The 24,730-nt window shown below is 68.2% G+C and carries 25 protein-coding genes and 1 tRNA gene; 11 read left to right on the plus strand and 15 right to left on the minus strand.

Going from position 1 to position 24,730, the window contains the following annotated elements:
* Positions 1-62: 62 nt before the first annotated feature.
* Positions 63-797: a GntR family transcriptional regulator gene (locus AAEX60_RS09870; RefSeq protein WP_342103094.1), complete on the minus strand. Its 735-nt coding sequence runs from the start codon at positions 795-797 to the stop codon at positions 63-65.
* A gap of 135 nt (positions 798-932) precedes the next feature.
* Between AAEX60_RS09870 and AAEX60_RS09875 the strand changes: the two genes are divergently transcribed.
* From AAEX60_RS09875 to AAEX60_RS09895, 5 genes are read left to right on the plus strand one after another with little or no spacing between them, the layout of a single operon-like run.
* A complete protein-coding gene (locus tag AAEX60_RS09875; protein WP_342103095.1) occupies positions 933-1,409 on the plus strand; it encodes a PTS sugar transporter subunit IIA in 477 nt (158 codons plus the stop codon).
* A gap of 11 nt (positions 1,410-1,420) precedes the next feature.
* Positions 1,421-1,708: a PTS sugar transporter subunit IIB gene (locus AAEX60_RS09880; protein ID WP_342103097.1), complete on the plus strand. Its 288-nt coding sequence runs from the start codon at positions 1,421-1,423 to the stop codon at positions 1,706-1,708.
* A 5-nt stretch (positions 1,709-1,713) separates the two neighbouring features.
* Positions 1,714-3,093, plus strand: coding sequence for a PTS ascorbate transporter subunit IIC (locus AAEX60_RS09885; protein ID WP_342103098.1), 1,380 nt, complete (start codon positions 1,714-1,716; stop codon positions 3,091-3,093).
* A gap of 23 nt (positions 3,094-3,116) precedes the next feature.
* A complete protein-coding gene (locus tag AAEX60_RS09890; protein ID WP_342103101.1) occupies positions 3,117-3,950 on the plus strand; it encodes a transketolase in 834 nt (277 codons plus the stop codon).
* Positions 3,947-4,900, plus strand: coding sequence for a transketolase family protein (locus AAEX60_RS09895; RefSeq protein WP_342103104.1), 954 nt, complete (start codon positions 3,947-3,949; stop codon positions 4,898-4,900). Before AAEX60_RS09890 ends, AAEX60_RS09895 begins: the two co-directional genes overlap by 4 nt.
* 66 nt (positions 4,901-4,966) lie before the next feature.
* Here the strand turns inward: AAEX60_RS09895 and AAEX60_RS09900 are convergent, their stop codons facing one another.
* From AAEX60_RS09900 to AAEX60_RS09920, 5 genes are all read right to left on the minus strand, one after another.
* Positions 4,967-5,743, minus strand: coding sequence for an enoyl-CoA hydratase (locus tag AAEX60_RS09900; RefSeq protein WP_342103106.1), 777 nt, complete (start codon positions 5,741-5,743; stop codon positions 4,967-4,969).
* The gene (gene mmsB / locus AAEX60_RS09905) at positions 5,744-6,799 is read right to left on the minus strand and encodes a 3-hydroxyisobutyrate dehydrogenase (protein WP_342103108.1); all 1,056 of its coding nucleotides are present in this window, start codon (positions 6,797-6,799) and stop codon (positions 5,744-5,746) included.
* Positions 6,759-7,826, minus strand: a complete 1,068-nt coding sequence (locus AAEX60_RS09910; protein WP_342103110.1) for an enoyl-CoA hydratase/isomerase family protein — start codon at positions 7,824-7,826, stop codon at positions 6,759-6,761. Before AAEX60_RS09910 ends, mmsB begins: the two co-directional genes overlap by 41 nt.
* Complete coding sequence (locus AAEX60_RS09915; RefSeq protein ID WP_342103112.1) at positions 7,823-9,340, minus strand: CoA-acylating methylmalonate-semialdehyde dehydrogenase; 1,518 nt, start codon at positions 9,338-9,340, stop codon at positions 7,823-7,825. The genes AAEX60_RS09910 and AAEX60_RS09915 overlap by 4 nt, the downstream gene beginning before the upstream one ends.
* A 102-nt stretch (positions 9,341-9,442) precedes the next feature.
* Positions 9,443-10,645 (minus strand): acetyl-CoA C-acyltransferase, encoded by a 1,203-nt coding sequence (locus tag AAEX60_RS09920; protein ID WP_342103115.1) that lies wholly within the window; start codon positions 10,643-10,645, stop codon positions 9,443-9,445.
* 190 nt (positions 10,646-10,835) lie between these two features.
* Here AAEX60_RS09920 and deoD point away from each other — a divergent pair, with 190 nt between their 5' ends.
* Positions 10,836-11,558, plus strand: coding sequence for a purine-nucleoside phosphorylase (gene deoD / locus AAEX60_RS09925; protein WP_342103118.1), 723 nt, complete (start codon positions 10,836-10,838; stop codon positions 11,556-11,558).
* Positions 11,559-11,793: 235 nt separating this feature from the next.
* Here the strand turns inward: deoD and ahpF are convergent, their stop codons facing one another.
* The 4 genes from ahpF to AAEX60_RS09945 all read right to left on the minus strand — a co-directional run bounded on the left by ahpF (position 11,794) and on the right by AAEX60_RS09945 (position 15,390).
* Positions 11,794-13,377 (minus strand): alkyl hydroperoxide reductase subunit F, encoded by a 1,584-nt coding sequence (ahpF, locus tag AAEX60_RS09930; RefSeq protein WP_342103120.1) that lies wholly within the window; start codon positions 13,375-13,377, stop codon positions 11,794-11,796.
* 571 nt (positions 13,378-13,948) lie between these two features.
* Positions 13,949-14,512, minus strand: coding sequence for an alkyl hydroperoxide reductase subunit C (gene ahpC, locus AAEX60_RS09935; RefSeq protein ID WP_342103122.1), 564 nt, complete (start codon positions 14,510-14,512; stop codon positions 13,949-13,951).
* Positions 14,513-14,777: 265 nt separating this feature from the next.
* Positions 14,778-15,200, minus strand: a complete 423-nt coding sequence (locus AAEX60_RS09940) for a Fur family transcriptional regulator (RefSeq protein WP_342103123.1) — start codon at positions 15,198-15,200, stop codon at positions 14,778-14,780.
* 107 nt (positions 15,201-15,307) lie between these two features.
* Positions 15,308-15,390 (minus strand) — tRNA-Tyr (locus AAEX60_RS09945).
* 112 nt (positions 15,391-15,502) lie between these two features.
* On the opposite strand from AAEX60_RS09945, the gene AAEX60_RS09950 reads away from it, so the two are divergent.
* From AAEX60_RS09950 to AAEX60_RS09960, 3 genes are all read left to right on the plus strand, one after another.
* Positions 15,503-15,994: a YajQ family cyclic di-GMP-binding protein gene (locus AAEX60_RS09950; RefSeq protein ID WP_342103124.1), complete on the plus strand. Its 492-nt coding sequence runs from the start codon at positions 15,503-15,505 to the stop codon at positions 15,992-15,994.
* A 175-nt stretch (positions 15,995-16,169) separates the two neighbouring features.
* Positions 16,170-16,460: a DUF2249 domain-containing protein gene (locus tag AAEX60_RS09955; RefSeq protein WP_342103127.1), complete on the plus strand. Its 291-nt coding sequence runs from the start codon at positions 16,170-16,172 to the stop codon at positions 16,458-16,460.
* A gap of 183 nt (positions 16,461-16,643) precedes the next feature.
* The gene (locus AAEX60_RS09960; protein ID WP_342103165.1) at positions 16,644-17,564 is read left to right on the plus strand and encodes an exodeoxyribonuclease III; all 921 of its coding nucleotides are present in this window, start codon (positions 16,644-16,646) and stop codon (positions 17,562-17,564) included.
* Positions 17,565-17,635: 71 nt separating this feature from the next.
* Here AAEX60_RS09960 and AAEX60_RS09965 read toward each other — a convergent pair whose 3' ends face one another.
* From AAEX60_RS09965 to AAEX60_RS09985, 5 genes are read right to left on the minus strand one after another with little or no spacing between them, the layout of a single operon-like run.
* Complete coding sequence (locus AAEX60_RS09965) at positions 17,636-18,679, minus strand: 3-hydroxyisobutyryl-CoA hydrolase (RefSeq protein ID WP_342103129.1); 1,044 nt, start codon at positions 18,677-18,679, stop codon at positions 17,636-17,638.
* A gap of 15 nt (positions 18,680-18,694) precedes the next feature.
* Complete coding sequence (mptB, locus tag AAEX60_RS09970; protein ID WP_342103130.1) at positions 18,695-20,245, minus strand: polyprenol phosphomannose-dependent alpha 1,6 mannosyltransferase MptB; 1,551 nt, start codon at positions 20,243-20,245, stop codon at positions 18,695-18,697.
* On the minus strand, positions 20,242-20,616 hold the full coding sequence (locus tag AAEX60_RS09975; protein WP_342103132.1) for an NADH-quinone oxidoreductase subunit I: 375 nt from the start codon (positions 20,614-20,616) through the stop codon (positions 20,242-20,244). Before AAEX60_RS09975 ends, mptB begins: the two co-directional genes overlap by 4 nt.
* Complete coding sequence (locus AAEX60_RS09980; protein ID WP_342103134.1) at positions 20,613-21,203, minus strand: NADH-quinone oxidoreductase subunit C; 591 nt, start codon at positions 21,201-21,203, stop codon at positions 20,613-20,615. Before AAEX60_RS09980 ends, AAEX60_RS09975 begins: the two co-directional genes overlap by 4 nt.
* On the minus strand, positions 21,200-21,616 hold the full coding sequence (locus AAEX60_RS09985) for an NADH-quinone oxidoreductase subunit B (protein ID WP_446721302.1): 417 nt from the start codon (positions 21,614-21,616) through the stop codon (positions 21,200-21,202). The genes AAEX60_RS09980 and AAEX60_RS09985 overlap by 4 nt, the downstream gene beginning before the upstream one ends.
* A gap of 96 nt (positions 21,617-21,712) precedes the next feature.
* On the opposite strand from AAEX60_RS09985, the gene AAEX60_RS09990 reads away from it, so the two are divergent.
* The gene (locus tag AAEX60_RS09990; RefSeq protein WP_342103137.1) at positions 21,713-23,641 is read left to right on the plus strand and encodes a 2-oxoacid:acceptor oxidoreductase subunit alpha; all 1,929 of its coding nucleotides are present in this window, start codon (positions 21,713-21,715) and stop codon (positions 23,639-23,641) included.
* Complete coding sequence (locus tag AAEX60_RS09995; RefSeq protein WP_342103140.1) at positions 23,638-24,723, plus strand: 2-oxoacid:ferredoxin oxidoreductase subunit beta; 1,086 nt, start codon at positions 23,638-23,640, stop codon at positions 24,721-24,723. Before AAEX60_RS09990 ends, AAEX60_RS09995 begins: the two co-directional genes overlap by 4 nt.
* Positions 24,724-24,730: the final 7 nt, after the last annotated feature.

The raw sequence follows: 24,730 nt of genomic DNA on the forward strand, positions 1-24,730 counted from the left end.
CGAGCACAGGCAACGGCGCCCGAACCGGAAGGGTTCGGGCGCCGTGCCCTGCGCTGCCACCGTCAGCCACCGGGCGGAGTGGGCCCCACACAGATCGAGATCTCTCCGTGGTCGGGTGCATGGGTGGTGAGGCTGATTGCGACCAGGGACTCCCCCTCGTCGAAGACGGATGACTGCATGCCGAGCAGCGGCGTCCCTTCCGGCACGTCGAGCAGTTCGGACACGGATCCCCTGGCATTGACGATGGAGACCGTGAGCTCATTGCGCACCAGGTGGACGCCATGTGCCTTGGCTAGATAGTCGAACAGGCTGGCATCGGTGAAGTCATGGTCGACGATGTTCGGGAAACGGACCCCATCAAGCCACGTGAGGCAGTGCTGGTGCAGTTGGCCATTCACATAGCGCACCCGTTCGATCCTGGCCAAGGGACTGCTGGGGCTGAGCCCCAACCGATCGGCCATCGCGATGTCGAAGACGATCTCATTGGAGATGATCCGGGTGGCAACCCGGTTCCCCAGCGCCGCCTGTTGCTGATGGAAGCCGATCACGTGGGCGCTGAGGTTCTCCCGGAAGACCTGCGGAATAACGGGCCGAGAGACGAAGGTCCCGCGCCCCTGTTCCCGCACCAGCAGGCCTTCTCGTTCCAGATCACCAATGGCCCGCCGAACGGTGATCCGGCTCACCGAGTACGTTCGGCACAGTTCTGCCTCCGTGGGGATCTGATCCCCCGGCTCCATTCCCTGGATGCGCTGGGCCAACAGGTCATGCAGGGCTGCGTGCTTGACGACCCCCGCCATGACTCCTCCTCCTGCGGCACCGGTGTCGACGCCCCTCGGGGAAACCTACACCGGGGCCCTCTTCCGAAAGAACCCCATCTGTGTCTATAGTCTATGGAAACATCATAACAACATGACAAGTCAAGGGAGATGGTCATGTCGAATCCAGCCACGCCCCTGCTTCCCAGCAGGGTCCAGTTCAGCGACCAGGCACTGACCTGGCGCGAGGCCGTCGCATTGGCAGCCCAGCCGCTGATCGCGGACGGCGCCATCGAGCCGGGATATGTGGAGGCCATCATCGCCACCGCGGAAGAAATGGGGCCCTACTTCGACTTCGGACGAGGTGTGGCCATGCCCCATGCCCGGGGTGAGGGTCTGGTGCACTCCCCCGCCCTGTCCTTCCTGCGCACCCGCACCCCGGTCCTGCTGCTGGATGATCCGGCCCACCCGATTGAGGTCTTCCTGTTGTTGGCCACCCCGGACAACACGTCCCACCTGTCCATGCTGCGGACGCTGGCCGGGGTGCTCACCGATCCCGGCCAGGTGGAGGCCATGAAGGCCGCCACCACTCCCGACGATGTCGTCGCCATCCTCGGCGGCAATCAGAACAACCACCGACAGCACAACCACTGAAAGGCAGAACAATGAAGTTCATGGCAATCTGCGGATCCGGCCTCGGCTCCAGCTTCATGGTCCAGATGAACATCGAGAAGATCCTTGGTGAGCTCGGCGTCACCGGCGTCGAGGTGGAGCACTCCGACGTATCCAGCTCCAGCGATGGTGATGCCGACGTCTTCTTCCTGGCGCGAGACGTGGCCGACGGAGTCCACTTCAACACCCCCACCGTCGTTCTCGACTCCATCATCGACATGGACGAGCTGCGCGCCAAGGTCACCGAGACCTGTCGCGAGCTCGGCCTGGTGGAGGGCTGAGGATCATGAAGGCGATTCTCGACTTCCTGCAGTCGATCGCGTCCACCCCGGCCTTCCTGGTGGCGCTGATCGCCCTGCTCGGCCTGTTGCTGCAGCGCAAGAGCGCAGGTGACACCATCAAGGGCACCATCAAGACCTTCATCGGCTTTCTGGTCCTGGGCGCCGGCGCCGACGTCGTGGTGAGCTCCCTGACCCCCTTCGGAGACCTCTTCCAGCACGCCTTCCACGTCCGCGGCGTCGTCCCCAACAATGAGGCGATCGTCGCGGTGGCGCTGAAGCAGTACGGCACCACCACCGCCTGGATCATGCTGCTCGGCATGGTCTTCAACATCCTGATCGCCGCCACCACCCGGTTCAAGCACATCTTCCTGACCGGCCACCACACCCTCTACATGGCCTGCATGTTCGCGGTGATCTTCACCGTGGCCGGCTTCCACGGGATCTCCGGAATCCTCGTCGGCGCGCTTGCGCTGGCCGCCATCATGTCGCTGTCTCCGTGGATGCTGCAGCCCTTCATGAAGACCATGACCGGCAAGGACGACATCGGCCTGGGCCACTTCGGCGGCGGTGGCTACTGGCTCGCCGGTGCGATCGGCCACCTGCTCGGCAAGTCCGCGGCCAAGAACAACAAGCCGGTCCGTTCCACCGAGGAGATCAAGTTCCCCAAGGGCCTGGCCTTCCTGCGCGACTCCACCGTCGCCATCGGCCTGACCATGATGATCATCTACATCATCGTCGTGCTCTTCGCCGGCCCCTCCTTCACCAAGCAGTTCGACCAGGGCAACTACCTGATCTACGCCATCACCCAGGGCGGCAAGTTTGCCGGCGGCGTCTTCATCATCCTGGCCGGCGTGCGGTTGATCCTGGCCGAGATCGTGCCCGCCTTCAAGGGCATCTCGGAGAAGCTCGTCCCCAAGGCCATCCCGGCTCTGGACTGCCCGATCGTCTTCCCCTTCGCTCCCAATGCCGTGCTGATCGGCTTCATCGTGAGCTTCATCGGCGGTCTGGTCTCGATGCCCGTGATGGCGGCCCTTGGCCTGTCGATCGTCCTGCCGGGCGTCGTTCCCCACTTCTTCTGCGGCGCGACGGCCGCCGTCTTCGGCAACTCGCGAGGCGGCTGGAAGGGTGCCGTCGCCGGAGCCTTCGTCCATGGCGTGGCGATCAGTTTCCTGCCCATCGCCCTGATGCCCGTGCTCGGCTCGCTCGGCTTCGCCGGATCCACCTTCAGCGACTTCGACTTCACCACCATGGGCATCTACTTCGGCCTGCTGGGCAAGACCGGCAAGTTCGCCGTGATCGCTGGCCTGGCGCTGATCTATGGCGCCATGATCACCGCAACCATCGTCAGCCGCTCGCGTCGCAAGCCGGAGGTGGCGACGGCATGAGCCGCTTGGCAGAATCCACACGTGTGCCGACCGCAGATGTCGGTGCGCTTTCCCGCCGGATCCGTCGGCTCCTGGTGAGCGAGTTGCTGGGGATCGGTTACGGACACTTCGGTGGAAGCCTGTCCATCGTCGAGGCTCTCGCCGCCCTGTACGGCCGGGAGATGACCGTCGACCCATCAAACCCGGCCTGGGAGGAGCGCGACAGGCTCGTCCTCTCCAAGGGGCACGCCGCCCCGGCCCTGTACGCGGCGCTCGCCGCCATCGGCATGATTCCCGAGGAACGGCTGAGCACGCTCAATGCCAATGGCACGGAGCTGCCCTCCCACGCGGACCGACTCAAGGTGCCCGGGGTCGAGATGACCACCGGGTCCATGGGACAGGGCATCTCGGCCGCCGCCGGGATGGCGCATGGCCTCAGGGCCAGTGGCCGCCCCAACCGGGTCTATGTGATCGTCGGCGACGGTGAGCTCAACGAGGGTCAGTGTTGGGAGGCGGCACAGTTCATCGCACACCGCCGGCTCACCAACTTGGTCCTGCTGGTGGACGACAACAAGAAGCAGTTGGACGGCACCACCCACCAGATCTGCGAGCCCTTCGACCTGGTGGCCAAGTTCACCGCCTTCGGCTTCGACGCCCGTCGGGTTCCCGGTCAGGATGCCGAGGCGATCGCCGACGCGCTGGCCGAAGCCCGGGACGCCACGGACCGTCCGGTCTGTCTGGTGCTCGACACGGTCAAGGGTGCTGGGGTGCCCTACTTGGAACAGATGGCCAGCAACCACCATGTCCGGCTGGATGACGAGGGCAAGAGCGTCCTGACCAGCTACTTGGCGGATGTGGCCCAGAAGGAGGAACAGTGACAGCGCCGCTCGCGGGGATCGAACTCCGCAAGGCCTATGCCCAGACCGTCGAAGAGCTGTTCCGGGAGTTCCCGGAGGAGATCTACGCTCTGGAGGCCGACCTGTCGTCGTCCATGTCCACCGATCGCCTGGCCGAACCCATGGGCGAGCACTACGTCAACGTGGGGATCATGGAGGCTCACATGATCGGCACCGCGGCCGGTCTGGCGGCCGTCGGGGGTTACGCCTTCGTGCACTCCTTCGGCCAGTTCCTGACCCGTCGGGCAATGGACCAGATCTTCGTCTCCCTGGCCTACGCCCAGCTCGGTGCCTGTCTGGTCGGCTCGGATGCCGGGGTCACCGCCGAGCACAACGGTGGCACCCACATGACCTTCGAGGACATGGGGATCGTCCGGGTGATCCCCGGCATCCACGTCTACGACGTCTGTTCACCGGTCCAACTGGCCGCGGTGTTGCGCGAAGCACATCGCCGCAGGGGGCTGACCTATGTTCGGACCCAGCGCAAGGCACCGGCGGTGGAGGTCTACCCCGAGGGCTTCGGGGCTGCCGAGGCAGGGGCTGTCGTCCTACGCGAGGGCTCGGACGTCAGCCTGCTGGCCTGCGGAATCGAGGTGTCGGAGGCGCTGGCGGCGGCCGATCTGCTGGCGGAGCAGGGAATCAGCGCCGAGGTGGTGGACGTCTTCCGGGTCAAGCCGCTGGACGAGACCGTCGTGCTGGGCTCGGCCCGCCGCACCGGAGCCGTGATCACCTGCGAGAACCACAATGTGATCAACGGCCTGGGGTCCGCCGTCGCCGAGCTGTTGGCGGAGCAGCTCCCCACCCCGCTGTACCGGATCGGGGTGCGGGAACAATTCGGCCAGGTGGGTACGACGGCCTACCTCCTGGAGCACTATGGGCTGGGTCGCGCGGGCATCGCCGAGGCGGCGATCCGCCTGGTCAAGAGCCGTTGACCCGGGGCGCGTGGCGACGCGACACGGTGCCCGAACCGAAGCCGGTTCGGGCGCCGTGCCCTGCGCTCACTGGTGGGTGAAGTTGGGATCCCGCTTCTCGACGAAGGCGGCCATGCCCTCCTTCTGGTCTGCCGAGGCAAAGACCGAGTGGAAGACCCGGCGCTCATACATCACGCCCTGCTGCAGGTTGGTCTCATAGGCGGCATTGACCACCTCCTTGACCATGGTGGCGGCCACCTTGGACTTGGAGGCGATCAGCTCAGCGGTCTTGATGGCCTCCTCCAACAGCTGGTCGGCCGGCACGATCCGCGCCACCAGCCCGGAGCGCTCGGCCTCCTCGGCGTCCATCATCCGGCCGGTCAGGCACATCTCCATCGCCTTGGCCTTGCCCACCGCCCGGGTCAGCCGCTGCGAGCCACCCATGCCGGGGATGACGCCCAGGTTGATCTCCGGCTGGCCGAACTTGGCCTTGTCCCCGGCCAGGATGAAGTCACACATCATCGCCAGCTCGCAGCCCCCACCCAGGGCGTAACCGTTCACGGCGGCGATCACCGGGGTGCGACGGCTGGTGAACTGGTCCCACCCGGCAAACCAGTCCAGCGTGTACATCTGGGTGGCCGACTTCTCCGACATCTCCTTGATGTCGGCGCCGGCGGCGAAGGCCTTCTCGGACCCGGTCAGCACGAAGCAGCCGATTTCCGGGTTGGCGTCCAGCTCGGCGGTGGCGGCGGCCACCTCACGCATGGTCTGGTCATTGAGCGCATTCAGCGCCTTGGGCCGGTTGAGGGTGATGATGGCTACCCGGCCGCGGGTCTCCACCAGAATGTTCTCGTAGCTGCTCATTCACGCGTCCTTCGACGTATTGGCTCGGATCTCGTTGATGATGGCCGAGAAGTCCTTCGTCGAGCCGTCGCCCTCGTTGAAGCGACGGTAGACCTCCACGGCCAACGCCCCCATCTTGGCATCCGTGCCCGTCAGCTCGATCGCGCTGGCGGCCAGCCCCAGGTCCTTGGTCATCAGGGCGGTCATGAAGCCGGGCGCGTAGTCCCGGTTCGCGGGGCTGGTGGGCACCGGGCCGGGCACCGGGCAGTTCGTGTTCAGGGCCCAGCACTGGGCGGTCGCATTGGAGGCGACGTCGAAGAAGGCCTGGTGGTCCACCCCCAGGGACTCGGCCAGCACGAAGGCCTCGCTGACACCGATCATGTGGATGGCCAGTACCATGTTGTTGCACAGCTTGACCGCCTGCCCGGCGCCGGCGCCGCCACACAGCACGATCTTCTTGCCCATCGCCTCCAGCACCGGGCGAGCCGCCTCCAGGTCCTCGGGCTCGGCGCCCACCATGAAGGTCAGGGTGCCGGCCTCGGCGCCCGTCGTGCCACCGGACATCGGGGACTCGATCGCCCGGTGGCCGGCGGCCAGCGCCATCTCCCGGGCCTCGCGGGCATCCAGCACGTCGACGGTGGAGCAGTCGATGAACAGGGTGTCGCCCGGGGCATTGGCCAGCAGCCCCTCGGGGCCGTCATAGGCCGCCTTGAGGATCTTGCCATTCGGCAGGCTGGTGACCACGAACTGCGCCCCCCGAACGGCGTCGGCCTGGGACTCACACGGGGTGACCCCCGCGGCGGCGGCACGGTCGCGGGCCTCCGGCACCGGGTCGAAGCCCTGCACGGTGAAGCCTGCCTTGACGAGGTTGGCGGCCATGAAGCCACCCATGTTTCCGAGGCCGATGAAGCCGACGGTCTGGTTCATGATGGGAAAACCTTCCTGTGCAAAAGTTTGGGTGGGAGTGGGGAAGGGGGTGCCGGGCTCCGCTCGGGGGGCTGGGAACCCGGCACCCGTCAGGTGATCACCTGGCCGGTCAGCCGCGGCTGGCCAACTGCGGCTCGGTGATCCGCTCATCGGTGATCGGCGCGAAGACCGCCGCCACCCCGTCGGGACCGACCTCGTCCAGCGTGGCGGGCTGCCACTGCGGGTTGCGGTCCTTGTCAACCAGCTGGGCGCGCACCCCCTCGACGAACTCGTGCCCACGCTGCATGTTCACCGAGACCCGGAACTCGGTGTCGAGGGCCTCGGCCAGGCTCTGCCCCTTGGCCCGACGCAGGGATTCCAGCGTCACCTTCAGCGCCAGCGGGCTGTTGCGGCGGATCCGCTTGGCGGCATCAGCGGCCCAGTCCTGCCCCAGCTCGTCGAGGGCCGCCAGGATCTCCTCCACCGTCTCCTGGGAATAGACCTGCTCGACGTCGTCGTGCTCGGCGGCGAAGCCGGTGGGCGCCGGCTGCGCGAAGCCCTGCACCAGGCCGGCGTCGCCGGTCTCGCACAGCTGCTCAACCAGGGTGGCCAGCTGGTCCTGCGGGACGTAGACGTCGGCCAGGCCGCACTCGATCGCCTCGCCGGGGCCCACGTGCTGGCCGGTGAGGGCCAGGTGGGTGCCCAGGTGACTCGGCACGTGGGTGAGCAGGTGGGAACCGCCGACGTCGGGCACGAAGCCGATCCCGGTCTCCGGCATGCCCACCCGGGTGTCGTCGGTGACGATCCGGTGCGAACCATGCGCCGAGACCCCGATCCCGCCGCCCAGCACGATCCCGTTCATGATCGCGACATAGGGCTTCGGGTAGTTCGAGATCACCAGGTTCAGGGCATACTCGTCGGCCCAGAACTTCGCACCGTCGGTGCCGTTGGCCAGGGCGTCCCGGTAGAGGCTGACCACGTCGCCGCCCGCGCACAGGCCGCGCTCCCCCGCGCCGGCGAGGATCACCAGGCTGACCTGGTCATCATCCCGCCACTGCTCCAGCACCTGGGCGAGCACGTCCACCATGTTCTGGTTGAGCGCATTCATCGCCTTGGGCCGGTTCAGGGTGATCACGCCGGCCTTGCCCCGGACCTCGGTGAGGACCTCGGGCTCGGGCGCGTCGGTTGCCTGGGTCACGACTGGTCACCCCGCGGCATCACGAAGTGGGAGCCGTCCTTGGCGCCGGCGGCCCAACGGGAGGTGACGGTCTTGGTCTTGGTGTAGAAGCGGAAGGCGTCCGGCCCGTGCTGGTTCAGGTCGCCGAAGCCCGAGGCCTTCCAGCCACCGAAGGTGTAGAAGCCGATCGGCACCGGGATCGGGACGTTGATGCCCACCATGCCGGTGTCGACGCGGTTGGCAAAGTCCCGGGCGGCGTCGCCATTGCGGGTCATGATCGAGGTGCCGTTGCCGTACTCGTGGTCGCTGACCAGGGCCAGGGCCTCCTCGTAGTCCGCGGCGCGCATGATGCACAGCACCGGGCCGAAGATCTCGTCGGTGTAGATCGACATCTCCTTGGTGACCTTGTCGAACAGGGTCGGGCCAATGAAGTAGCCGTTCTCATGGCCCGCCAGCGTGAAGCCACGGCCGTCCACCACCAGCTCGGCGCCGGCCTGCTCGCCCTGGGCGATGTAGTCCTCGACGCGCTTCAGCGCGGCCTCGCTGACCAGGGGGCCGTAGTCGGCCTTCGGGTCCAGGGAGGCGCCGACATTCAGCTTCTCGGTACGCTCCTTCATCTTGGCCACCAGCGCGTCGGCGGTCTCCTCGCCCACCGGCACCGCGACGGAGATCGCCATGCAGCGCTCACCGGCGGAGCCGAAGGCGGCACCCACCAGGGCGTCCGCGACGGCGTCCAGGTCCGCGTCGGGCATGATCAGCATGTGGTTCTTGGCGCCACCGAAGCACTGGGCGCGCTTGCCGTTCTCGGCGGCCCGGACGTAGATGCTCTGCGCAATCGGGGTGGAGCCGACGAAGCCGTAGGCCTTGACCCGGGGATCGTCCAGCAGGGCGTCGACGGACTCCTTGTCACCGTTGACCACCTGGAAGATGCCGGCCGGCAGGCCCGCCTCGGTCCACAGCTCGGCCAGGCGCATCGGGACGCCCGGGTCACGCTCGGAGGGCTTGAGGATGAAGGCATTGCCGGCCGCGATGGCGGGGCCGCACTTCCACAGCGGGATCATGGCCGGGAAGTTGAACGGGGTGATGCCGCACACCACACCCAGCGGCTGGCGCATGGAGTAGGTGTCGATGCCGCGGCCGACCGAATCCGAGTACTCGCCCTTGAGCAGGTGCGGGGCGGACATGGCGAACTCGACGACGTCCAGACCGCGCTCGATGTCACCGTGCGAGTCAGCCAGCACCTTGCCGTGCTCCTTGGAGAGCAGCTCGGCCAGCTCGTCGGCATTCTCCCGGACCAGGTTGATGAACTTGCCCAGGATGCGGGCGCGCTTCTGCGGGCTGGTGGCGGCCCACTCCGGCTGCGCCGCGGCGGCCGCGTCGACGGCCTCGGTCACCTCGGCGGCGGTGGCCAGCGCCACCTTGGCCTGGACGACGCCCTCGCTGGGGTTGTAGACGTCACCGAAGCGGCCGGACTTGCCCTGCACGACGGCCCCGTTGATGTAGTGGTGAACTTCCCTGATGGTGGTTTCAGTCATGGTCATTGTCCTTCGCCGCGTTGGTCTCCGTTGACAGCCAAAATGTGGCTTTAGTCACACAGTACATAGTTTGACTTCCAAATACTAGAGGCCGTCTCGAAATCAGGACTCGAGCAGCAGGGCCTCGCCCTGACCGCCCCCGCCACACAGCCCGATGGCGCCGCGAGTGGCCTTGCCGGAGGCGATCTGATGAGCCAGGTGGACGGTGAGCCGGCCACCGGAGGCACCGATCGGATGGCCGATCGAGATGCCGCCGCCACACTCGTTCACCCGGGACAGGTCCACCCCCAGCTCGCGCGCGGAGTGCACCACGACGGCGGCGAAGGCCTCATTGATCTCCACCAGGTCCAGGTCATCGGCCGTCCACCCCTGCCGCTGCAGCGCCTGCGCGATGGCCTGTGCCGGCTGGGCCTGCAGCGAGTGATCCGGGCCAGCCACCTGGCCGCAGGCCCGCAGCGTGGCCATGGGCCGCCACCCCTCCCGTTCCGCCCGGGCACGGGTGGTCAACACGACGGCCGCCGCGCCATCGCAGATCGAGGAGGCATTGCCGGCGGTGATAGTGCCGTCGGGAGTGAAGGCGGGGCGTAGCCGGGCCATCGCTTCCGGAGTGGAGTCGGGGCGGACGCCTTCGTCACGCTCCACCACGACGTCACCCTTGCGGCCGCGCACGGTCACCGGCACCACCTCCCGGGCCAGCGTTCCGTCCTCCCACGCGGCGTGCGCACGCTGGTGGCTCTGGGCGGCAAAGGCGTCCTGCTCCTCCCTGGTGACCGGGAAGCGCTCCGCATAGCGCTCGCTCAGCTCGCCCATCGGGATCCCGATGTCGGCGGCGGTGAGCCCGTCGTAGGCCATGTGGTCGATCATCTGCACCCCGCCATAGGACTTGCCGACCCGCAGGTCGGGCAGCAGATGGGGCGCCCGGGACATCGACTCCATGCCACCCGCGACGGCCACCTCGCTGTCCCCGCAGCGCAGCGCGCGGGCCGCGTCGATGATGGCGGTCAGGCCGGACAGGCAGACCTTGTTCACCGTGCTGGTGTGGGCCGAGGCCGGGATCCCGGCGGCCAGGGCGGCCTGCTTGGCGGGATTCTGGCCGACACCGGCCTGCAGCACCTCCCCCAGCACCACCATGTCCACCAGCTCGGGCGAGACGCCGCCCTTCTCGAGCGCACCGGCAATGGCGATGCCGCCGAGTTCCGGCGCGGACAGGCTGGACAGGGCACCGAGCAGCTTGCCCGACGGGGTGCGCGCGGCACCGACGATCACGATGTCGTCGGGAGAGAACACAGCACTGGGTTCGGTCATGACGGCTCCTTCTGGTTTGAACGTGCAGGTCGGGCAGGTGATCAGCAAGAGTACGATTTCTCTTACGATCGTACCGTTTTGAGTGAGGTCCGGCTAGAGCATCCGGGCCGCCACAATCCCAGTAGGCTGTCCAGGAGGCCGCACCGCCGGGCCAGCCACACGAACCGACCCACCCAAGGGAGGACCCACCATGGCCACACCGCACATCGCCGCCGAGCCGGGCCAGATCGCCGAGCTGGTACTGATGCCCGGCGATCCCAAGCGCGCCGCCCGGATCGCCGAGACCTTCCTCGCCGACGCCCAGCTGGTCAGCGACGTCCGCGGGATCGGTTGCTGGACGGGCACCTATCAGGGCACCCCGATGAGCGTGATGGCCTCCGGGATGGGCATTGCGTCGCTCAGCATCTACGCCACCGAGCTGTTCCGTTTCTACGGGGTGCGTCGGATCTGTCGGGTGGGCACCTGCGGCGGGATCTCGTCGACGGTGAAGGTGCGCGACGTGGTGATCGGCAACGCGGCCCACACCAATTCCAATGTCTCGACGCTGTACACCCCCGGCGTCACCATGAGCCTGGCCGCCAGCTTCGACATGCTGCGTGGCGCGGTGGACCAGGCCCGCTCGATGGAGCTGGTGGGCGACGCCCAGGTGCACGTCGGGCCGATCTACTCCTCCGACTTCTTCTACCTGGGCCGTTCCGACGTCGTCGAGGGCCTGGACCGGGTGGGCACCCTGGGCGTGGAGATGGAGGCGGCCGGGCTGTACGCGTGTGCGGCGCTGGAGGGTGCGGAGGCGCTGACGGTGCTCACGGTGAGCGACCACCTCAAGGATGGTTCGGGCGACATGTCTGCCGAGGAGCGCGAGACCTCCTTCGGCAATGCCCTGCGGATCGCCGCGGCCGGTCTGCTGGCCTGAGCTCCCCACCCGGCTCCCGAGCCGGTCGAGGCCCTGGACCGCACTGGCCCGGGTCGGTTCGTCGACGGGTCCGGAGCCTCGCAGCGCGGTTCCGCGAGGAGACGCGAGCGAGCGAGTGTCCACGAGACGCAGCACAAGAGGCTTCCGGCCCGACGACGCGCCGACCCCTCGGACACACCGGGCCCGCCCCTCGACGCTCTAGGAGCGTCGAGGGGCGGGCCCGGGTGGTGCTGGATCAGGCCTCGACGGCCGCCTGCTTGTGCCGGATCAGGTAGTCGAAGGCGCTCAGGGCAGCGGTGGCCCCGGAACCCTGGGCGACGACGATCTGCTTGTACGGCTCGGTCGAGCAGTCGCCGGCGGCAAAGATGCCGGGGGCCGAGGTCTCGCCCCGGTCATTGATCTCCACTTCACCCCGCGGGGAGAGCTTGACCGCGGTGCCCTTGAGCCACTGGGTGGTGGGCAGCAGGCCGATCTGGACGAAGACGCCGGCCAGGTCCAGCTGGTGCTCCTGCTCGGTGGCCCGGTCCTTGTACTTCAGGGCGGTGACCTGGGCGCCGTCACCAACCACCTCGGTGGTCTGGGCGTTCAGGATGACGTCCACATTGGGCATGGAGCGCAGCTTGTCCTGCAGCACGTCGTCGGCCTTCAGGGTCTCCATGAACTCGACGACGGTGACGTGCTCCACGATCCCGGCCAGGTCGATCGCGGCCTCGATGCCGGAGTTGCCACCGCCGACAACGGCGATCCTCTTGCCCTTGAACAGCGGGCCGTCGCAGTGCGGGCAGAAGGTGACGCCCTTGTTGCGGTACTCCTCCTCGCCCGGGACGCCCATCAGGCGCCACTTGGCACCCGTCGCGATGATCACGCTGCGGGCCTTGAGCGCGGCATCCTCACCGAACGTGACGGTGTGCAGGCCGCCCTCCTTCTCGGCGGGGATGATTCCGGTGGCGGACTGGTTCTTGATCACGTCGATCTCGTAGTCGCCGACGTGCTGCTCCAGGGCAGCGGCGAACTTGGGGCCCTCGGTCTTGGGCACGGAGATGAAGTTCTCGATGGCCATGGTGTCCAGCACCTGGCCGCCGAAGCGCTCCCCCACCAGGCCGGTACGGAAACCCTTGCGCGCGGTGTAGATGGCGGCCGAGGCGCCGGCCGGGCCCTGGCCCACCACAAGCACCTCGTAGGGCTCGCGCTCGTTGAGCTTGCTGGCGGCCTTGGCGCCGGCGCCGGTGTCCAGCTTGGCAACGAAGTCGGCCATGTCCATCCGGCCGGTGGCGAAGGGCTCGCCGTTGAGGTAGACCTGCGGGACGGTGAGGATGTTCTTCTCCTTCACCTCGTCCTGGAAGAGCGAGCCCTCTACGGCGGTGTGCTTGATCCGCGGGTTGAGCACACTCATGGCGTTCAGGGCCTGCACCACGGTGGGGCAGTTCTGGCAGGTCAGGGACATGTAGGTGGTGAACTCGTAGTCACCGTCTAGTTCCTTGACCTGCTCCATCAGGTCGGCATCCTCCTTGACGGGGTTGCCGCCCACCTGGACCAGCGCCAGGACCAGGGAGCTGAACTCGTGGCCGAGCGGGATGCCGGCGAAGCGGACGGCGATGTCCGTGCCGGGGCGCTCGATGCTGAAGGAGGGCTTGCGGGCGTCGTCGCCGTCGCTGCGCACGGTGATCTTGTCGCTCAGCGCGGCGATCTCGTTCAGTAGCCCGAGCATCTCCTGGGCCTTGGGACGGTCGTCAAGGCTGGCCACCAGCTCGATGGGCTCGACGACCTTGGTCAACAGCTGGGACAGCTGGGCGGTGAGATTGGAATCAAGAACTGCCATGGCTCCTACTTCAGGACGGGGATTTCACGACGGGGATCCGGGATTGGTTCGACGGGCCGAACGGCCCCGCGACAAGCTCGGGGACCGTGGTTGACTCCCTGCGGCGGGGGCAACCACGGCGGCCCGAACCGGCCGATGCCGATGCGGTGGCCCCGTCCGCTCAGGCGACGAAGGAGCCGCACGACCGGACGGAACAGAAGGAGCGGAGCGAAGCGACTTCGCCGCCCTTCCGGGGGCCAACGGGGGCGGAGCCCCCCGTCCGGTCAGGCGACGAAGGAGCCGCACGACCGGACGGAACAGAAGGAGCGGAGCGAAGCGACTTCGCCGCCCTTCCGGGGGCCAACGGGGGCGGAGCCCCCCGTCCGGTCAGGCGACGAAGGAGCCGCACGACCGGACGGAACAGAAGGAGCGGAGCGAAGCGACTTCGCCGCCCTTCCGGGGGCCAACGGGGGCGGAGCCCCCCGTCCGGTCAGGCGACGAAGGAGCCGCACGACCGGACGGAACAGAAGGAGCGGAGCGAAGCGACTTCGCCGCCCTTCCGGGGGCCAACGGGGGCGGAGCCCCCGTTCATTCAGATCTTGCCCACCAGGTCAATGCCGGGGGTCAGGGTCGCCTCGCCCTCTTCCCACTTGGCCGGGCAGACCTCGCCCGGGTGGTTGCGCACGTACTGGGCGGCCTTGATCTTGCGGATCAGCTGGCCGGCCTCCCGGCCGATGCCCTCGGCGGTGGTCTCGATGTACTGGATGATGCCGTCGGGGTCCACCAGGAAGGTGGCGCGATCGGCCTGGCCGGCACCGGGACGCATGTTGTCGAAGTTGTTGGTGATCTGGCCGTTGCTGTCGCCCAGCATGTAGTACTTGATCTTGCCAACCTCGGCGGAGGCCTCGGTCCAGGCCTTGTGCACGAAGTGCGAGTCGGTGCTGACGGAGTAGACCTCGACGTCCATGCTCTTCAGCTCTTCGTAGTGGTCGGCCATGTCGCCCAGCTCGGTGGGGCAGACGAAGGTGAAGTCGGCCGGGTAGAAGAAGAAGACGCCCCACTTGCCCAGGACGTCGGCGTCGGACACCTCCACGAACTGGCCGTCCTTGTAGGCCTGGGTCTTGAAGGGGAGGATCTTGGTGTTCATCAGGGACATCGGGGAACCTTTCGTTCAAAACTGGACTATTTCCAGAAACTGGAACCGTTCAAGAATGAACCTAGCGACTGACCCAGCGCTTTGCAAGGCGAGTGTGGTCTGCGTGAGACAGCCCTGGCCCAAGGGAGGCCGATCATTGCCCCCACGGCCCAATGTAGTAAGACTTCAAACAAGTCGGGAGCATTCCGGGACACGAGTGCGTGAACTATCCGACATCAGGGGCACCCCACCGCATGCGGAGCACAAAGAGAGACCCGGCCCCCGTTCAGCCCGCGGAACAGGCGGGGCACCTGCCCCAGTAGATGACCTCGGCTTCGTCCAGCACGAAGCCGTGAGTCTCCGAGGGCGCCAGGCAGGGCATCCGCCCCACCGCGCAGGCGACGTCCAGCACCACCCCGCAGCTGCGGCAGGCCATGTGGTGGTGATTGTCGTGGGCGTGGATCTCGTAGAGGGCCGGATGACCGGCCAGCTCCACCCGTCGTAACAGACCGGCTTCCCGCAGCACGTTGAGCGTGTCGTAGATGGACTGGACCGAGACCGACCCGAGCCTTTCCACCACCCCCCGACGGACAGCCTCGGCCTCCGCATGGGGAGCCGCGGCCACGACGTCGAGCACCGCGGTCCGGATGGCGGTCACCCGCAGATTGGCCCGACGCAGGGCGTCGGGCGCCGAGAACGGCTGGTCCATCGTCGGGTCCTCCTCCACGTCGGCTCGGGCGATCCAGCGGCCGGGACAGCTCAGGGGAACAGTGTGGCAGATGCACGAAAGCCCCGGACGGATCCGGGGCTTTCGAGTGGCAGGTGTAGGGTTCGAACCTACGTAGGCGTACGCCGACAGATTTACAGTCTGCTCCCTTTGGCCACTCGGGCAACCTGCCATGCCGGTCAACCCGGCGAGGAGAAACACTAGCAGCCCGATGGCGGATCATGCCAATCGAGCCACCGCCGCTGGCAAAATGGAGCCCGCACGCCAAACCCAGAGGAGAGAACATGGCAGCCGACAGCTCGTTCGACATCGTCAGCAAGGTCGACCGGCAGGAGGTGGACAACGCCCTGGGCCAGGCGGCCCGCGAGGTCAGCCAGCGGTTCGACTTCAAGAACACCGATTCGCTCATCAAGTGGTCCGGCGAGGCGATCGAGATCGAGAGCAATGGCGAGGAGCGAGCCAAGGCCGTGCTGGACGTCTTCCAGACCAAGCTGGTCAAGCGCGGCGTCAACCTCAAGGCGCTGGACGCCGGCGAGCCCCGGCTCAGCGGCAAGATGTGGAAGATCACCTGCACCATGAAGCAGGGGATCACCCAGGAGAACGCCAAGAAGATCTCCAAGCTGATCCGCGACGAGGGACCCAAGGGCGTCAAGGCACAGATTCAGGGCGAGGAGCTGCGGGTCAGCTCCAAGAAGCGCGACGACCTGCAGACCGTCCAGGCCCTGATCAAGCAGCAGGACTACGACTTCGCGGTGCAGTTCACCAACTACCGCTGAGGTGGCGTCGGGGCCCGACCACTGCTCGACGAGTTCCACAACACCCCGGAACCAGTCTGCCGACCAGCTGCCCTCTCGGTCGGCCGCCACCGTCGGGGCAGCGGGGCCCGGACGCCCCGTCCCGCCATGACACCCGCCGGCATTGACACGGAACTTTCCATATATATTGGGTGCCATGACGAACGAACTCCCCCTTGTCGAGAAGTCCGGTGGCTGCGGTTGCGGCCATGACCACGAGACCGAGGTCCCCACGCTGGTGGCCGGGCAGATCCCGCACGCCGTGCGGCACGGCGCCATCATCGGCGCCCTGAGCCAGATCCCGTCGGGCGGTCAGCTCGACCTCGTCGCCCCGCACGTGCCCACTCCCCTGCTGAACCAGATCGAGCAGCTCTTCCCCGGTGTGTACAGCACCGAGGTGATCGACCCCACGCCCGAGGCCTACCGGATCCGCTTCACCAAGGCCTGAACCAACAAGTCCCAGTGCCCGCCGGCCAGCCACACCGGCGGGCACTACGCATTCCCGGGGGAATGCCCAGGATGCAGCAGTTCACTGGACACCCGCGACGGGGACCCTGCACCCCTCCCGCACCACGGGCCCGGACCGTCGGCCGGACGTGATCGGGCGACGGTGACTAGGCTGGCGGACATGTTGCGCGTCGCCACCTTCAACGTGAACGGAATCCGGGCCACCCAGAAGCGGGGCTTCGCCGACTGGCTGGCCAGCCGGCAGTGCGACGTCGTGGCCCTGCAGGAGGTGCGCTGCCCGGTGCCGCTGCTGCCCGACGGCATCTTCGGGGAGTACCACCTGGCCTACGACGCGGGGCAGCTGGCCGGCCGCAATGGGGTGGCCATCCTCACCCGGCAGCTGCCGCTGGATGTGCGCAGCTGGGGCGCCGGTGCCCTGGTGCGGGCGCCGGGTGACTCCGACGTCGAGCTTCGCGAGGAGGCGGAGCGGGATGCCCTGGCGCGGGAGCTGAAGGCCTTCGCCACCGAGGGGCGCTACCTGGAGGTGGACCTGGCCGACCGGCCGCTGACCGTCGCCAGCCTGTACCTGCCCAAGGGCGGCCTGCCGGCCGAGTTGCAGGCCGAGGGGAAGAACGGCCGGGACAAGCCCGACGGGGGCGCCAAGTACGAACGCAAGATGCGCTTCCTCAAGGGTTTCGCCCGGCACCTGACCAGGGCCAGGCGCACCGCGGCCGCGCAGGGCCGGGAATTCCTGGTGATGGGTGACTTCAACATCGCCCATGACGAGCACGACATCAAGAACTGGAAGGGCAACCTCAAGAGCGAGGGCTTCCTGCCCGAGGAGCGGGCCTGGCTGGACCAGATCCTCTCCCCACGCACCCTGGTGGACGTCGTGCGCACCCTGCATCCGGACCAGGACGGCCCCTACTCCTGGTGGAGCTGGATGGGCCAGGCCTTCGTGAAGGACGCTGGCTGGCGGATCGACTACCAGTTCGCCACCCCGAAGCTGGCCAAACTGGCGGTCCGTGGGGGTACCGACCGGGCCGAGAGCTATGAGGCGCGGATGAGCGACCACGCCCCGGTCGTCGTCGACTACGACTTCTGACGGATCGCCCGGTCAGGGGCCTCGACAGGCTCGGCCACCGTGGCTGGGCCAGGCTCCAGACCCTGGCTGGGTCAGCGCTCCTGGAACATCCCCAGGACCAGCTCCCGGGGGACGTCCTCCACCCGAGCATGCCGCCAGGAGGGGTTGCGATCCTTGTCCACCAGCTGGGCGCGCACCCCCTCGACGAAGTCGGAGTCGGCGACGAAGCTGCGCGCCAGCACCAGGTCCTGCGCCAGCACCTGCCGCACCGATTCCAGCTGGCCCGCCCGGCGCACGGCCTCCAGGGCGACACACACGCTCCACGGCGACTTGGCCCGGATCTCGCCGGCGCACTGCCGGGCCCGGGGATTGCCGTGACCCTCCAACCGGGCCAGGATCCCGGCGGGGTCATCGCCGGTGAAGCACTCGTCGATCCAGGAGCGGTCCTGGGCCAGCTGGGAGCCCTCGGCGGCATCCATCAATTCCGGGGAGACGGCTCCTCGCGGCTCCGGCGGGGCCGCGTCGAACCGCTCGGGCAGCAGGATCTCATGCACCATCCCCGCATACAGGGCGCTGGCGGCGTCGATGGTGGTGCCGGTCATCGCCAGGTAGGCCCCGGTCTGGCCGGGCGCGCAGGCCAGCTGCCAGCAGACCCCGACGTCGGGGAACAGGCCAATCCCCACCTCGGGCATGGCCAGCTTGAGGTCGGGAGTGGTGACCACGTGGGTGGCGTGCAGCGCCAGACCCAGCCCGCCACCCATGGCGATCCCGTGCAGCTGGGAGGTGATCGGCTTGGCGGAGCCGGCGATCAGGGCGTTGACCTGGTACTCCTCGGTGAAGAAGTCGACGGCCTGTTCGGGCTGCTCCAGCACCAGCTGACGGATGGCCCGCACGTCGGCGCCGGCGCAGAAGCCCCGCTCCCCCTCCCCAACCAGCTCGATCCGTTCCACGGAGGGGTCCTCCTGCCAGGCCTGCAGGGTCTGGGAGATGGTGTGCATCATCTGCGGGCTGAGGGCATTGATCGCCCGTGGCCGGTCCAGCACCAGCCGGGCCGTGTCACCGTCGCGTTCGGTGCGGATCTCGGCCGGGGTCGGTTCGGCCACCACAGCATCGGTGGGAGTGGCTTCGGGGGTCATGATCGCCTCCTGATGTCAGTCGTGCCGTCTGCGCGCCAGCATACGTCGCCGCTTCTCCGTGCTGCGCTCATGCGTGTAGACCTGCCAGCCCAGGACGGCGACGGCGGTGATCCCCAGCGCGACGGCGGGGTTGAAGGAGTCCACGGCGCTGACGCTGTTGCGGTAGGCCAGGTTGATGGCGGCATAGCTGAGCAGTACGACGGTGGTCCACACCCCGGCCCGCACCATTCGCTGCGACGGCCTGGTCAACGGCACCAGTACGCCGCCCCACAGCACATACCAGGAGTGCAGCGCCGGGGAGCACAGCGCCACCGCCAGGAAACTCCAGGACAGGAAGGTGAGGGGACGACGCCGGGCGATGGTCAGCGCGAAGGCGGAGATCAGCAGCACCGCGATCACCATGCCCGAGGTGCGGGCATAGCGGATGACGTTGTGTCCGCTGGGGTCCAACCCCATCCAGTTGGCCAGCAGTTGCCCACCCTGGCCGATGATGGTGGACGGGGAGACCGTGACCACGCTGCCCGGCACGTCGACGGCATCCAGCCAGCCATAGCCCAGCCCGGTCAGGCTGGTGATCCCCGCGAAGGTCCCGACGCCGATCAGGAAGCTGACCAGCACCCGCACCACCGTCGTGAACAGCTCCTGCCAGCGCCAGCTGGCCCACTCCCGGGGGATCAGGGGCAGGGCGTAGCAGGCCAGGATCGCCGGCTGCTTGATGGCGGCCGCCGTGCCCACCAGCACCGCCGAGAAGAGCCAGGCCCAGCTGCGCTGGAAGGCCAGCCACAGCCCGGCCACCAGCAGCCCCACCATCAGGGCGTCGTTGTGGGCGCCGCCGATGAAGTCGATCACCAGCACCGGGTTCAGGGTGGCCATCCAGGCCGCCTCGGCCGGATCCAGGCGCAGCTTGACGGCGATCCGGGGCACCAGCAGCCCGATCAGCACCACCCCGGCCAGTGCCGGGATCCGCATTGCCAGCGCCGAGACATAAGGGTCGAACCGGCAGACGTCGACGATCAGGTGCTGCATCTGCAGGCTGAGGGGCCCGTAGGGAGCCGGTGTGCGCCGCCACACCCAGGCCACCTGGTCCGCAAAGGAACCGGGCAGCAGCATCACATTGCCGTGGTACGGGTTGATGTCATTGTGGATCAGCCAGCCCTGGGCGGCGTAGGAGTAGGCGTCGTGACTGAAGATGGGTGGGGCCAGCAGGAAGGGGGCGCCCCAGATGGCCAGCACCGCCCAGTGCTTGAGGTGGGTGTAGGCCACCGCTTCACCCTCGGGCTGGGCCCCGGGCCGCATCCGGAACCAGGCGTCCACCAGCAGCATCAGGCCGGCCATCACCAGCAGCGTCCCGCCGATCCGGGCGGGGGTGCCGGTGACGTGCAGCAGGCGCAACATCCGCCACCACGGCGAGTTCTGCGGCAGGTAGGCGGGGGTCAACGAACCGAGCGCGATCAGCAGGGTGCCGTAGGCACCCCGGCGCACGTGCCGCACCCGCCATGCCGTGCGCACGCTGCTCCAGTGGAGCTCCAGGTCACCGATCCAGGATCCGGTGGGGGCGACGCTCACCGGAGCTGCTCGCGGCCGTGGTGCAGGCCGCCCGGGTGGTCCGCGGTTGCCACGTGCCGGCCGGCCCACTCCAGGGCGTCGAAGGGGCACTGCTCCACGCAGATGCCGCAGTACATGCACAACGACCAGTCGATCTGGAAGCGGTCCAGCACGTTCACCGACCGCTGGCGGGCGCGGGCATAGCCGCTGGTGGCCGACGCCGCGGCCCCGCCGATCGGGGCTCCACCCTGACCACTGACCTGCTCGGTGTGCGAGTCGATCTGGATGCACCAGGCCGGACACTCCCGGGCACAGATCATGCAGGACGTGCACTTGTCCTCGATCAGGCGGATCGAGCCGTGGCCCTGGACGGGCCGGGGCTGTTCGGTCATCGACGCCTCCTCACTCGGCCCCCGGCCACAGCGGCGGCAATCTCGGCGGGATCGGGAAGGGGGGCGGCGGGGTCGCGGTCCCCCCAGACATCCGGATCGGGCACCCCGGGCGGCGCCATCTTGCGTCGGCTGGGCGCGGCCGCCCCCTCCCCCGGCTCCTTGGCACCAGGCCAGGGCTGGGCCGCCCGGGCTGCGAGCACCACGTCCTTGCGCAGCCCACGCACGGGCTCCGCACCCGCTGGGGCATGGTTCAACAGCGGCGCAAGGTCCGCGCCGTCGAAGACCACGCCGAAGAAGTCATGCACCTCGCGCTGGTGCCAGGCGGCTCCGGGCAGCAGGCCGATGCAACTCGGCAACACCGGAGCCTGCCGGGGCACCCGGGTCTGCAGCCGCAGCCCGCGCGGTGGCGTCGCGTCGAAGTTCACCAGCCGCAACACCACCCGCAGCTCGTCGGCGCGGCCAATCTCGTCGACGCAACCCAGCCAGTCGAAGAAGCCGAAACCCTGCGCCAACGCCGTGGAGATGGCCGCCAACCAGGTGTCCGGGTCGACGTCGCGCAGCTGGTCGTCCAGGCCATGGGCGCTCACCGTGCCACCTCCAGCCCGGTGCGCAGCTCGCCCAGCACCAGGCCCAGAGCCTCGGGCGGTGGCGGGCAACCAGGGATGTAGCGGTCCACCCGCACCAGCTGGTCCACCCCCTTGGTCACCGACGGGGCGTCCCAGTACGGACCGCCCGCGCAGGCGCAGGCGCCAAAGCTCACCACAAAAGCCCCCGGAAGGTTGTCAACTTCCTCCTTGACAATGCCACTGAGCGCGTCCGTCAGGGTGCCGGAGACCACCGCCACCACCTGGGCGCCGTCGGGAACCCGCTCCAGCCGCGGTGCGCCCGCGGGCACCGCAAACTCGGTCTCGATGGCGCAACAGGCCAGCGCGAGGTCCACGACCACCACGGAATGGTCGCCGAACCAGTCGATGAATCTGCCCTGCGCAATACCCGTCACGACGGCCAGCCTAACGTGACAGGCTCCCACCCCCTTTTTCGCGAGGGTTTAGGCTTGCAGACTGAGTGTTGTTCTCCCCGTTGGAAAGAGGCCCCCGTGTCCGCTGTGCATGTGCTCGATCGAGTGGTGATTCGCTTCGCCGGCGACTCCGGCGACGGTATGCAGCTGACCGGAGATCGCTTCACGCATGACTCCGCCACCCTGGGCAATGACATCTCCACCCTGCCGAACTTCCCGGCCGAGATTCGCGCCCCCCAGGGCACCCTGCCCGGCGTGTCCAGCTTCCAGCTGCACTTCGCCAATTTCGACATCGTCACCCCGGGCGACCGTCCCGACGTGCTGGTGGCGATGAACCCGGCCGCCCTGAAGGCCAACCTGAAGGACGTGCCCCGCGGCGGGCTGCTGCTGGTGGACACCGCCGAGTTCACCAAGCGCAACCTGGCCAAGGTGGGTTACGAGGCCAACCCGCTGGAGGACGGCTCGCTGGCCGACTACCAGCTGGTGGCGCTGGACCTGACCGGCCTGGCCGTCGCCTCGGTGAAGGACTTCGGCCTGGGCCGCAAGGATTCCGCCCGCAGCAAGAACATGTTCGCGCTGGGCCTGCTGAACTGGCTCTACAGCCGCCCCACCGAGGGCACCGAGGCCTTCCTGGGCGAGAAGTTCGCCAAGAAGCCGGAGATCCGCGACGCCAACATCGCCGCCTTCCGCGCCGGTTACGCCTACGGTGAGACCACCGAGGAGTTCGCGGTGCGCTATGAGGTGGCCAAGGCCCCGATGCAGACCGGCCGGTACCGCCAGATCTCCGGCAACACCGCCACCAGCTACGGCCTGATCGTCGGCGCCCAGAAGGCGGGCCTGCAGCTCTTCCTGGGCTCCTACCCGATCACCCCGGCCTCCGACATCCTGCACGAGTTGAGCAAGCACAAGGGGCAGGGCGTGATCACCTTCCAGGCGGAGGACGAGATCGCCGGCGTCGGCGCCGCGCTGGGCGCCTCCTTCGCGGGGGCGCTGGGCGTCACCTCGACGTCCGGCCCCGGCATCGCGCTCAAGGCGGAGACCATCGGCCTGGGCGTGATGACCGAGCTTCCGCTGGTGGTGGTCGACGTGCAGCGCGCCGGGCCGTCGACGGGCATGCCCACCAAGACCGAGCAGGCCGACTTGCTGCAGGTGATGTACGGCCGCAATGGTGAGGCACCGGTTCCGGTGCTGGCGCCCGCCACCCCCGCCGACTGCTTCGACATGGCGGTGGAGGCGGTGCGGATCGCCGTGGTCTACCGCACCCCCGTCGTGCTGCTGAGCGACGGCTACCTGGCCAACGGCGCGGAGCCGTGGAAGATCCCGCAGGTGGACGAGATCCCCGCGATCGACCCGAACTTCGCCACCGAGCCCAACGACGGGGACGCCTTCCTGCCCTACAAGCGGGATCCCGAGACCCTGGCCCGCGCCTGGGCCAAGCCCGGCACCCCGGGCCTGGAGCACCGGATTGGCGGCATCGAGAAGGCCGACGGCACCGGTGCCATCTCCTACGATCCGGCCAACCACGACGCGATGGTCCGGCTGCGCCAGGCCAAGGTGGACGGCATCGTGCGCGACATCGCCGACGTCGAGGTGGATGACCCGTCGGGCAAGGCCAAGGTGCTGGTGCTGGGCTGGGGCTCCACCTACGGCCCGATCACGGCCGCGGTGCGCCGGGTGCGCAAGACCGGCCGGCACGTCGCGCAGGCGCACGTGCGCCACCTGAACCCGCTGCCCGCCAACCTGGGCGAGGTGCTCAAGGCCTATGACCGGGTGATCGTGCCGGAGATGAACCTGGGCCAGTTCGCCATGATGCTGCGCGCCAAGTACCTCGTCGACGTGCACAGCTATTCCAAGGTCTTCGGCCTGCCGATCTCGCTCAGCGAGCTGGCGGCCGACCTGGAGACCGAGATCGACGCCATCGACCCCGACCATCCCGACGTCCCGATCGACACCCAGATCGAGGAGTCCGCGGACGCCGTCGAGCAGACCCCACAGGAGACCAAGTGACCGCGACCCAGACCCCCGTCACCGAGCAGACCAGCGAGTACCGCGGCCTGGCCGGGGTGCCGTTGAGCCTCGAGCCGCTCAACCGCAAGGACTTCACCAGTGACCAGGAGGTCCGCTGGTGCCCCGGCTGCGGCGACTACGCCATCCTGGCCGCCTTCCAGGGGATGATGCCGGAGCTGGGGATCAAGCGGGAGAACACCGTGATCGTCTCCGGGATCGGCTGCTCCTCGCGCTTCCCGTACTACGTGGACAGCTACGGCATGCACTCCATCCACGGCCGGGCCCCGGCCATCGCGACCGGCGTCGCGGTCACCCGGCCGGACCTTGGCGTGTGGGTGGTCACCGGCGACGGTGATGCGCTGTCCATCGGTGGCAACCACCTGATCCACGCGCTGCGACGCAATGTGAACGTCACCATCATGCTGTTCAACAACCGGATCTACGGCCTGACCAAGGGCCAGTACTCCCCCACCTCCGAGGCCGGCAAGGTGACCAAGTCCAGCCCGCTGGGCTCGCTGGACACCCCCTTCAACCCGGTTTCGTTGGCGCTGGGCGCCGAGGCGGGCTTCGTGGCCCGCACCGTCGACTCGGACCGCAAGCACCTCTCCGAGGTGCTGAAGGCCGCCGCCGACTACCGCGGCGCCGCCCTGGTGGAGATCTACCAGAACTGCCCGATCTTCAACGACGGTGCCTTCGACGCCATCAAGGGCCCGCAGTCCGACGAGGCGATCATCCCACTGCGGCACGGCGAGCCGATCCTGTTCGGCAAGGACAACCACCTGGGCGTCGTGCAGCACGGCGACGGCTCGGTGGACGTCGTCGAGGTCTCCGAGGTGGGGCTGGACAACATCCTGGTGCACGACGCGCAGCACGCGGACCCGTCGCTGGCCTTCGCCCTGAGCCGGCTGACCGACGGCGGCGTGCTGCACCGCTCCCCCATCGGCATCTTCCGCAATGTGGAGCGCCCGGCCTATGACGACCTGGCGCGCGAGCAGGTGGAGCTGGCCAAGGGCAGCCGGGCCGTCGATGCGGGTCTGCAGGCGATGCTGGACGGCAAGGACACCTGGGAGATCCGGCACTGAGCCGGGT

It is taken from the genome of Luteococcus sp. H101, assembly GCF_038433155.1.
GTDB lineage: Bacteria > Actinomycetota > Actinomycetes > Propionibacteriales > Propionibacteriaceae > Luteococcus.

Excerpts from the sequence above, each read along its gene's own strand:
- AAEX60_RS09870 (WP_342103094.1), bottom strand. The coding sequence starts at position 797 with ATGGCGGGGGTCGTCAAGCACGCAGCCCTGCATGACCTGTTGGCCCAG.
- AAEX60_RS09875 (WP_342103095.1), top strand. The coding sequence starts at position 933 with ATGTCGAATCCAGCCACGCCCCTGCTTCCCAGCAGGGTCCAGTTCAGC.
- AAEX60_RS09880 (WP_342103097.1), top strand. The coding sequence starts at position 1,421 with ATGAAGTTCATGGCAATCTGCGGATCCGGCCTCGGCTCCAGCTTCATG.
- AAEX60_RS09885 (WP_342103098.1), top strand. The coding sequence starts at position 1,714 with ATGAAGGCGATTCTCGACTTCCTGCAGTCGATCGCGTCCACCCCGGCC.
- AAEX60_RS09900 (WP_342103106.1), bottom strand. The coding sequence starts at position 5,743 with ATGAGCAGCTACGAGAACATTCTGGTGGAGACCCGCGGCCGGGTAGCC.
- mmsB (WP_342103108.1), bottom strand. The coding sequence starts at position 6,799 with ATGAGCGGATCACCGAGCCGCAGTTGGCCAGCCGCGGCTGACCGGCCA.
- AAEX60_RS09915 (WP_342103112.1), bottom strand. The coding sequence starts at position 9,340 with ATGACTGAAACCACCATCAGGGAAGTTCACCACTACATCAACGGGGCC.
- AAEX60_RS09920 (WP_342103115.1), bottom strand. The coding sequence starts at position 10,645 with ATGACCGAACCCAGTGCTGTGTTCTCTCCCGACGACATCGTGATCGTC.
- deoD (WP_342103118.1), top strand. The coding sequence starts at position 10,836 with ATGGCCACACCGCACATCGCCGCCGAGCCGGGCCAGATCGCCGAGCTG.
- ahpF (WP_342103120.1), bottom strand. The coding sequence starts at position 13,377 with ATGGCAGTTCTTGATTCCAATCTCACCGCCCAGCTGTCCCAGCTGTTG.
- ahpC (WP_342103122.1), bottom strand. The coding sequence starts at position 14,512 with ATGTCCCTGATGAACACCAAGATCCTCCCCTTCAAGACCCAGGCCTAC.
- AAEX60_RS09940 (WP_342103123.1), bottom strand. The coding sequence starts at position 15,200 with ATGGACCAGCCGTTCTCGGCGCCCGACGCCCTGCGTCGGGCCAATCTG.
- AAEX60_RS09950 (WP_342103124.1), top strand. The coding sequence starts at position 15,503 with ATGGCAGCCGACAGCTCGTTCGACATCGTCAGCAAGGTCGACCGGCAG.
- AAEX60_RS09955 (WP_342103127.1), top strand. The coding sequence starts at position 16,170 with ATGACGAACGAACTCCCCCTTGTCGAGAAGTCCGGTGGCTGCGGTTGC.
- AAEX60_RS09965 (WP_342103129.1), bottom strand. The coding sequence starts at position 18,679 with ATGACCCCCGAAGCCACTCCCACCGATGCTGTGGTGGCCGAACCGACC.
- AAEX60_RS09975 (WP_342103132.1), bottom strand. The coding sequence starts at position 20,616 with ATGACCGAACAGCCCCGGCCCGTCCAGGGCCACGGCTCGATCCGCCTG.